The sequence below is a fragment of the Mesorhizobium sp. M2A.F.Ca.ET.039.01.1.1 genome, assembly GCF_003998035.1.
Taxonomy (GTDB): domain Bacteria; phylum Pseudomonadota; class Alphaproteobacteria; order Rhizobiales; family Rhizobiaceae; genus Mesorhizobium.
Genome location: NZ_RZRY01000270.1, coordinates 1 through 7946, shown reverse-complemented (window position 1 = coordinate 7946; position 7946 = coordinate 1). Strand labels below are relative to the sequence as shown.

Sequence of the window (7946 nt, the reverse complement as noted above, 5' to 3'; positions counted from 1 at the left end):
CCCGCCGATCCTTCTCGTCCGGCGTGCGCGTCAGCCAGCGCCGGCGTTCCAGCTCGGCCACGGCGCGCGACACCTTGGTCTTGTGCATGGCCGACTGCTCTCCGAGCTCCGTTGCCGTCATCATGCCGCGCTGGCCGAGGCCTGAGAGCGTGCGCCATTCCGGCCGCGTCAGGCCGTGGCGCTCCTTGTAGATGCGGGAGAACTCGCGGCTGACGGTGTCCGCCAGCTGGTAGAGACGGTACGGGAGAAAGCTTTCAAGATCCAGGATATCCGGTTCCATGAAGCGCTCCTCCGGGATGCAGCGCGGCGTTGATAGTTACATTTTCGATGGTTACAAATGAAACCAGTTTGGTCAACATCGCCGACAGGCTAGCACCGTGAGGCTGGACGTCGGGATCAGGGAGGATCGGATGGGCTTTTCATATATGCCGGGCTTCGGCAATGACTTCGAGACCGAGACTCTGCCCGGCTCGCTGCCGCAGGGGCGCAACTCGCCGCAGCGGCCTGCCTATGGGCTTTATGCCGAGCAGCTCTCCGGCTCGCCTTTCACCGCGCCGCGCGGCACCAATGAGCGTTCGTGGCTCTACCGCATCCGCCCGAGCGTGAAGCACACCGGCCGCTTCAAGGGCGTGAGCTATCCCTTGTGGAAGACTGGCCCCAACATCGGCGATCATGAGCTGGCGCTCGGCCAATACCGCTGGAATCCGACGCCCATGCCCACCGAGCCGACGGACTTCATCTCCGGCATGCGCACCTTCACCACGGCCGGCGATGCTGTCGGGCAAACCGGCATGGCCGCGCATGTCTATGTCGCCAACCGCTCGATGGTCGACGACCATTTCTTCAACGCCGACGGCGAGTTGCTGGTCGTGCCGCAGGTCGGCGCGCTGCGCTTCGTCACCGAGATGGGTGTCATCGAGCTTCGGCCCGGCGAGATCGCCGTGCTGCCGCGCGGCCTGGTCTTCAAGGTCGAGCTCGCCGACAAGGAGGCGCGCGGCTATGTCTGCGAGAATTATGGCGCCAAATTCACCATGCCGGACCGCGGCTCGATCGGCGCCAATTGCCTGGCCAATCCGCGCGACTTCAAGACGCCCTGCGCCTGGTTCGAGGAGAAGGAGACGCCGTGCCGGCTCATCGTCAAATGGTGCGGCTCTTTCCACGTCACCGAACTTGGCCATTCGCCGCTCGATGTCGTCGCGTGGCACGGCAACTACGCGCCCTACAAATATGATCTGGCTACGTTTTCGCCGGTCGGAGCCATCCTGTTCGACCATCCGGACCCGTCTATTTTCACCGTGCTGACGGCGCCGAGCGGCGAGGAGGGCACGGCCAATGTCGACTTCGTCATCTTCCCGCCGCGCTGGCTGGTTGCAGAGGACACGTTCCGTCCGCCATGGTACCACCGCAACATCATGAGCGAGTTCATGGGCCTGATCCATGGCCAGTACGACGCCAAGGAAGAGGGCTTTGTGCCGGGCGGCATCAGCCTGCACAATCAGATGCTGGCGCATGGGCCGGATGCTTCCGGCTTCGAGAAAGCCACCCGCGCCGAGTTGAAGCCGGTCAAGCTCGACAACACCATGGCCTTCATGTTCGAGACCCGATTTCCCCAGATGCTGACGCGCTATGCCGCGGAACTCGGAACCTTGCAGGAGAACTACATCGACTGCTGGGCCGACCTGAAGAAGCGTTTCAACGGCACCCCGGAGGGCGATTGGTCTTGAGGCTCGCCCGATGAGCGACAGGCTGGTGCTTCTGGGTTCCAAGGGCGGCCCGGCGTTGCGTCCGGGCGGGCCATGGCCGAGCTCATCGCTCCTTCAGATCGGCGAGCGTGACATCGTCGTCGATTGCGGGCTCGGCGTCACGCGCGGTCTGGTCGATGCCGGCGTCAGCCTCAGGGCGCTTGACCTGATCTTCATCACGCACCTTCATTCGGACCATATTTTGGAACTCGGGCCGCTGATCCACACCGCTTGGACAGCGGGGTTGACGACGCCGATGACCGTTTTCGGCCCACCCGGCACACAGGACTACTGGCGGCATTTCTGCCGGGCGATGGAATTCGACATCGGGATCCGCATCGTGGACGAGGGCCGGCCGGATATCCGCGAACTGGTCTCCATCAAGGAATTCGGCGAGGGCGCCATCCTGGAGGAGGAAGGACTGACAGTGACGGCGCTGCGCGTCGACCATCCGCCGGTGACCGACTGTTTTGCGTTGCGTTTCGAGCATGGCGGTAGAAGCGTAGTTTTTTCCGCCGACACGGCCTTCTTTCCGCCGCTGGCCGGCTTTGCCAAAGAGGCCGACATTCTCGTCCATGAGGCCATGCTGGAAGAAGGTGTGGAAAGGCTGGTCGCCCGGACCGGCAACGGCGCGCGGCTGCGCGAGCACCTCTTCGCCAGCCACAGCCTCGCCGAGGATGCCGGCCGCATCGCCAGCGATGCCGGTGTGCGGCGGTTGGTGCTCAACCATCTCATTCCGGCCGACGATCCAGCCATCGGCGAAGCCGATTGGGTCGCCGCTGTCAGGAAAACTTGGCCGGGTGACTTGACGATCGCCCGCGACGGCCTTGTTGTACAACTAAGCGGCGCCAAAGCCGCGCAAGGAGAGGAAACCGCATGAAGCTTGCCACACTGAAGAACGGGACGCGCGACGGGAAGCTTGTCGTGGTCTCGCGCGATCTGACGCGGTTCACCGATGCCTCCTTCCTGGTGCCGACGCTGCAGGCCGCGCTCGACGACTGGCGCCGCATTGCCCCGCATCTCGCGACGTTGGCGGAATCGCTCGAGACCAACGCCGTCCCGTCGGAGCGTTTCCACGAACACAACGCGCATTCGCCGTTGCCGCGGGCCTATCAATGGGCGGACGGCTCGGCCTATGTGAATCATGTCGAGCTGGTGCGGAAGGCGCGCGGCGCCGAGATGCCGGCAAGCTTCTGGACCGATCCGCTGATCTACCAGGGCGGCTCGGATAGTTTTGTTCCCCCGCGCGATCCGATCCGCATGGCCGATGAAGCCTTCGGCATCGACATGGAGGCCGAGGTTGCGGTCGTCGTCGACGACGTGCCGATGGGCGCGAGCCTGGAAGAGGCGAGGGAGGCGATCCGCCTCGTCATGCTGGTCAACGACGTGACGCTGCGCGCCATCACCGGGCCGGAACTGGCCAAAGGCTTCGGCTTCTTCCAGTCGAAACCGTCATCGGCCTTCTCACCGGTCGCTGTCACACCCGACGAACTGGGCGATGCCTGGGATGGCGGCAAGGTCAGCCTGCCGCTGCTCGCCGATCTCAACGGCAAGCCCTTCGGCCGCGCCAATGCCGGCGTCGACATGACCTTCGATTTTCCGGCATTGATCGCGCATGCCGCGAAAACCCGGCCGCTTGCCGCCGGCACCATCATCGGCTCCGGCACCGTTTCCAACAAGCTGAATGGCGGGCCGGGCAAACCTGTCTGGGCCGGCGGCGCCGGCTATTCCTGCATCGCCGAACTGCGCATGATCGAGACCATCGAGAGCGGCGAGCCAAAGACGCCGTTCCTGCTTTTCGGCGACACGGTGCGCATCGAGATGAAGGACAAGGCAGGCCACTCGATCTTCGGCGCCATCGAGCAGAAGGTCGAGAAATACGAGGGGTGAAGGTGACCCTGCTCGAGCATCTGCGCCGCATGGCTCGCAACAATCTGTGGTCGAATGACCGGCTCTACCGCGCCGTGCTGGCGATGCAGCCCGGCGAGTTTGAGGCCGAGCGCGTCAGCTTCTTTCCATCGATCAGGGAAACGCTCAACCATATCCTCGCGGTCGACCGTCTCTATCTCGATTTCCTGACCGATGGCGGCCTCGGCGCGGCGGCCTACGACAACTTCGTTCCGTTCGACGATGCGGCAAGCCTGGCGGCGGCACAGGCCAATTTCGACCGCAAGCTTGTCGCCTACTGCGATGGCTTGTCGGAAGCCGATCTCGACCGTCGAGTCATAACCGACCGGCGCGAGGACGGCCTGATCCCCGAGCGCATCGGCGACATCCTCGCCCATGTCTTCCTGCACGACATCCATCACCGCGGCCAAGTGCATGCCATGCTCTCCGGCACGTCGGTAGCGCCGCCGCAATTGGATGAGTTTCTGCTCGACTACGACATCAAGCTGAGGAGGGACGAAGTCGAGCGGTTGGGGCTGGAAAGTTAAGCTAGCGCAACGTTGTACCGAGCGAAATGCGAGTCGGATGTCAGGATCGTCAGGTTCTCTATCTGCGCCTGTGCAATTAGCAACCTATCGAACGGGTCGCCATGGTGAGAAGGTAGATCGCCGACTGCGTGCGCATGCAGCAAGGTAACGGCGAGGGGCTGAAACCGCATCCTCGGAAGCAATGCCGGCAGGTCATCTGGCGCCTGAAGTTTTCCAATTGATCGTTTGATGGCGATTTCCCAAACGCTTGCCGCGCTCGCGAACACCACCGCTTCGGAGTTCAGGATGGCACGGTGCTGTTCGCTGAGACGTCGATCGTCCGAAATCGACCAGAGGATAATATGCGTGTCGGCGAGAAACGGACCTGTCGTCATTTGACGTACTCGTCCCATTCGGGACCGAGTTCGTCAAAGTCGTCCGCAATCCAGATCTTGCCCTTCAGGGCGCCGATACGCGGAAGCGGTTCGACCACCTCCGGAGGTACAATACGCGCGGCAACCCTGCCATGGCGCGTAAGCACGATCTCCTCGCCGGCTTCCGCGCGGCTTACGAGTTCCGACAATTTGGCCTTGGCTTCGGCGATGGAGACATTCATGGATGCGACCCTTTATGACCATAATTTAGGTCATAATTGATCGCATCGCAAGACATCCGAATCGGATCGCCTACGCCGCCTTGCCGTCCAGCTTGATCACGCCGCGCTTGATCTGGTCCTGCTCGATCGATTCGAACAGGGCGCGGAAATTGCCTTCGCCAAAGCCTTCGTCGCCCTTCCTCTGGATGAACTCGAAGAAGATCGGGCCGATCACGGTTTTGGAGAAGATCTGCAGCAGGATCTTGGTCATGCCGCCGTCGACCACGCCTTCGCCGTCGATCAGGATGCCGTGCTTCTTCATGCGCTCGATCGGCTCGTCATGGCCGTGCACGCGCTCATGCGACATCTCGTAATAGGTGTCGGGCGGGCCTGGCATGAACTTCAGCCCATTGGCGGCCAGCTTGTCGGTTGCCTCGTAGATGGCGTCGGTGCCGACGGCGATATGCTGGATGCCTTCGCCATTGTACTTCTTGAGGTACTCGGCGATCTGGCTGGTCTCGTCCTTGGATTCGTTCAGCGGAATGCGGATCTTGCCGCAGGGCGAGGTAATGGCGCGGCTCACCAGGCCGGTGATCTTGCCGTCGATGTCGAAGAAATGGATCTGCTTGAAGCCGAACAGGTCGCGGTAGAAATCCCACCACTTGTCCATGTTGCCGCGATAGACATTGTGGGTGAGGTGGTCGAGATAATAGAAGCCGACGCCTTCCGGCTTCGGGTCGCGCTCGCCCAGCCACTCGAACTCCGCGTCATAGGCCGAGCCCTTCTCGCCATAGGCTTCGATGAAGTAGAGCAGCGAGCCGCCGATGCCGACAATGGCCGGCACGTCGAGCGCCTTGTTGGTACCTTCATAGGGCGTCGCGCCCTTCGAGACAGCGTGCTCGAAGGCGTGGTTGGCATCGACCACGCGCCAGGCCATCGAGGCGGCGCAAGGGCCATGCTTCTCGACGAACTTCATCGCATGCGAGCCCGGCTCGGCATTGACGACATAGTTGATGTCGCCCTGGCGCCAGACGGTGATGTCCTTGGTCCGGTGCTTGGCCACTGCGGTATAGCCCATGCGGGTGAACAGCTCGGCAAGCTTGGCGGGCTCGGGGTGCGCGAATTCGACAAACTCGAAGCCGTCGGTGCCGGCCGGGTTTTGCTTGCTGATTTTCGCGGGTGGCGCGTCGTGCGGGAAGGGGCCCATGGCAGTCCTCCGAAAGCTGTTGCGGCCGGGCTTGGCCATCTTTCATCAGGATAGCGCGAAGCCGCTGCACGGTGCTTGCATTCAGTCGCCCATAATGCGCATCATGTGCGCAAATTGTGCATGAGTGGAGGAATACGTATGGATGATGCGCGCCTTGATCAGTTTGACCGCAAGATAATGGCGCTTCTGCAGGACGACGCGCGATACACCAACAACGATCTTTCGGAGCGCGTGAACCTGTCGCCCTCGCAATGCTCGCGCCGCCGCCAGCGGCTGGAGGACGATGGCTACATCAAGGGCTACCGCGCCGTGCTCAACCGCGATCGTCTCGGCTTTTCGCTGGTCAACGTCATCTCGGTGACCCTGGCCACCCACAACCGCGACAATGCCCGCCGCTTCGGCGAACTGGTGGCGCGACTGCCCGAGGTGCAGGAGGCGCACGCGCTGACCGGCGAGATGGATTACATCCTGAAGGTGGTGACGCCCGATCTCAAATCACTGTCGGAGTTCGTCAACGGCGTTCTGCTGCCGCATGAATCCGTGCAGCACGTGAAGACGGCGATCGTGCTGGAGACGCTCAAGGAAACCGGCGCGCTGCCGATTTAACCCCGCTGCTGCTGGATCAGGCCGTAAAGATTGGTGCAGCGCGCGCCCGAGCGGCAATAGGCGAAGACCGGCCCTTCGAGCTCGTCGAGCGCGGCGGCCTGGTCCTCGACATTGTTCATGGTGATCTGGCCGCTGATGACCGGAATGTAGCGGAACGCCAGCCCCGCCGCCTCGGCCGCGGCCTTGACGCTGTCGGCAGTGGGCTGGCCAGGCTGCTCGTCATCCGGCCGGTTGCAGATCACGCTCTTGAAGCCGGCGTCCTTGATGGCGGCGATGTCCTGCGGCTGGATCTGGCCGGAGACCGAATAGTCGTCGCTGATCTGGCGGTATTCCATGATGTCGTCCTCGCAATCCTAGGCGCCTGTTGGCTTGGGCGCAGTTCTGTCACTCCCCGGACCGGCGGGCAACCACTGCGGTGGAGATTTCCTATGTGGTCGCCAGGCGGGCAAGCCGGGTCCTGGCCAAGCGCCCCACCGCGATGCCCGCCACCATCGCGCCGACGAAGATCAGCGTCTCCGCGCGGCCAAGGCCGAGCGCCGGGATGGCGCCGCCTGGGCAAAAGCCCGCAATGCCCCAGCCGATGCCGAACAGCGCGGCGCCCCCGACGAGTTGGCTGTCGATGTCCTTCCTGCCCGGCAAGGCGAAAGCCGTTTCGAATACCGGCCTCTTGCGTCGGGCGAAAATGAAGCGGTAACCGGCAAAGGCAATGGCCAGCCCGCCGCCCATCACGAAGATCAGGCTAGGGTCCCAGGTTCCGGCGATGTCGAAGAAATTCAGCACCTTCGCCGGATTGATCATGCCGGACACAGCGATGCCCAAACCGAAAAGTCCGCCGATCAGGAAGGCCGAGGCGAGCTTGCTCATGGTTCAGCCTCCAATCACATGACGGGTGACAAAAACGGTGACGAAGGCGGTGGCCATGAAGGTCGCAACGGCGACGAACGAGCGCGGTGACAGTCGCGCGATGCCGCAAATGCCGTGCCCGCTCGGACAACCGCCACCGAAATGCACGCCGACACCGACGAGAAAGCCGCCGACGACAAGGGCCAGCGTCGGTACCGGCACATTGAACTCGATGTCCTTGCCGGCGAGCTGGATCAGCAACGGCGCGCCGATCGCGCCGGCGAGAAAGGCAGCGCGCCACTTCCAGTCGGCGGACACTGGCGGGATAACGCCGGCCAGTATCCCGGTCATTCCCGCAATGCGGCCATGCAATTCCATCAGCAGCACGGCCGACAGCCCGATCAGGGCTCCGCCAAGCAGAGACTGGAAAGGCGTGAAGTCGGTCATGGAAAGGCCAATCCGCTTCGATCAGGAGATGTTCATTCAGCAGATAGACATTTTCGCATGGGAATCCAGCCGGAAATGTCCGGCTGGAAAGG

The 7946-nt window shown here is 62.8% G+C and carries 12 protein-coding genes; 5 read left to right on the top strand and 7 right to left on the bottom strand.

Annotated features, from left to right (window positions below):
* Window positions 1-280: helix-turn-helix domain-containing protein (locus EOA24_RS20145; RefSeq protein ID WP_133374558.1), on the bottom strand; the 280-nt coding region annotated here is incomplete at its 3' end.
* A 130-nt stretch (window positions 281-410) separates the two neighbouring features.
* Between EOA24_RS20145 and hmgA the strand changes: the two genes are divergently transcribed.
* The 4 genes from hmgA to EOA24_RS20125 are packed head-to-tail and all read left to right on the top strand — an operon-like array spanning window position 411 to window position 4177.
* Window positions 411-1724 (top strand): homogentisate 1,2-dioxygenase, encoded by a 1314-nt coding sequence (gene hmgA / locus EOA24_RS20140; RefSeq protein ID WP_126083102.1) that lies wholly within the window; start codon window positions 411-413, stop codon window positions 1722-1724.
* Between the two features lie 10 nt (window positions 1725-1734).
* Window positions 1735-2622, top strand: coding sequence for an MBL fold metallo-hydrolase (locus tag EOA24_RS20135; RefSeq protein ID WP_126083101.1), 888 nt, complete (start codon window positions 1735-1737; stop codon window positions 2620-2622).
* Window positions 2619-3632: a fumarylacetoacetate hydrolase family protein gene (locus EOA24_RS20130; protein ID WP_126083100.1), complete on the top strand. Its 1014-nt coding sequence runs from the start codon at window positions 2619-2621 to the stop codon at window positions 3630-3632. The genes EOA24_RS20135 and EOA24_RS20130 overlap by 4 nt, the downstream gene beginning before the upstream one ends.
* 2 nt (window positions 3633-3634) lie before the next feature.
* Complete coding sequence (locus EOA24_RS20125) at window positions 3635-4177, top strand: DinB family protein (RefSeq protein ID WP_126083099.1); 543 nt, start codon at window positions 3635-3637, stop codon at window positions 4175-4177.
* Here EOA24_RS20125 and EOA24_RS20120 read toward each other — a convergent pair.
* The 3 genes from EOA24_RS20120 to hppD all read right to left on the bottom strand — a co-directional run bounded on the left by EOA24_RS20120 (window position 4174) and on the right by hppD (window position 5958).
* Window positions 4174-4551, bottom strand: a complete 378-nt coding sequence (locus tag EOA24_RS20120; protein ID WP_126083098.1) for a type II toxin-antitoxin system VapC family toxin — start codon at window positions 4549-4551, stop codon at window positions 4174-4176. The two genes, EOA24_RS20125 and EOA24_RS20120, sit on opposite strands and share 4 nt — an antisense overlap.
* Entirely contained in the window at window positions 4548-4772 is a 225-nt protein-coding gene (locus EOA24_RS20115; protein WP_126061250.1) for a type II toxin-antitoxin system prevent-host-death family antitoxin, read from the bottom strand. Before EOA24_RS20115 ends, EOA24_RS20120 begins: the two co-directional genes overlap by 4 nt.
* Before the next feature lie 70 nt (window positions 4773-4842).
* On the bottom strand, window positions 4843-5958 hold the full coding sequence (gene hppD, locus EOA24_RS20110) for a 4-hydroxyphenylpyruvate dioxygenase (protein ID WP_127410005.1): 1116 nt from the start codon (window positions 5956-5958) through the stop codon (window positions 4843-4845).
* Between the two features lie 138 nt (window positions 5959-6096).
* Between hppD and EOA24_RS20105 the strand changes: the two genes are divergently transcribed.
* Entirely contained in the window at window positions 6097-6564 is a 468-nt protein-coding gene (locus tag EOA24_RS20105) for an Lrp/AsnC family transcriptional regulator (protein WP_126083096.1), read from the top strand.
* Here EOA24_RS20105 and EOA24_RS20100 read toward each other — a convergent pair.
* The 3 genes from EOA24_RS20100 to EOA24_RS20090 all read right to left on the bottom strand — a co-directional run bounded on the left by EOA24_RS20100 (window position 6561) and on the right by EOA24_RS20090 (window position 7854).
* Entirely contained in the window at window positions 6561-6899 is a 339-nt protein-coding gene (locus tag EOA24_RS20100) for a TIGR01244 family sulfur transferase (RefSeq protein WP_126083095.1), read from the bottom strand. The genes EOA24_RS20105 and EOA24_RS20100 overlap by 4 nt on opposite strands.
* A gap of 91 nt (window positions 6900-6990) precedes the next feature.
* Window positions 6991-7428 (bottom strand): DUF6691 family protein, encoded by a 438-nt coding sequence (locus tag EOA24_RS20095; RefSeq protein WP_126083094.1) that lies wholly within the window; start codon window positions 7426-7428, stop codon window positions 6991-6993.
* A 3-nt stretch (window positions 7429-7431) separates the two neighbouring features.
* Complete coding sequence (locus tag EOA24_RS20090; RefSeq protein ID WP_126083093.1) at window positions 7432-7854, bottom strand: YeeE/YedE thiosulfate transporter family protein; 423 nt, start codon at window positions 7852-7854, stop codon at window positions 7432-7434.
* Between the last annotated feature and the right edge of the window lie 92 nt (window positions 7855-7946).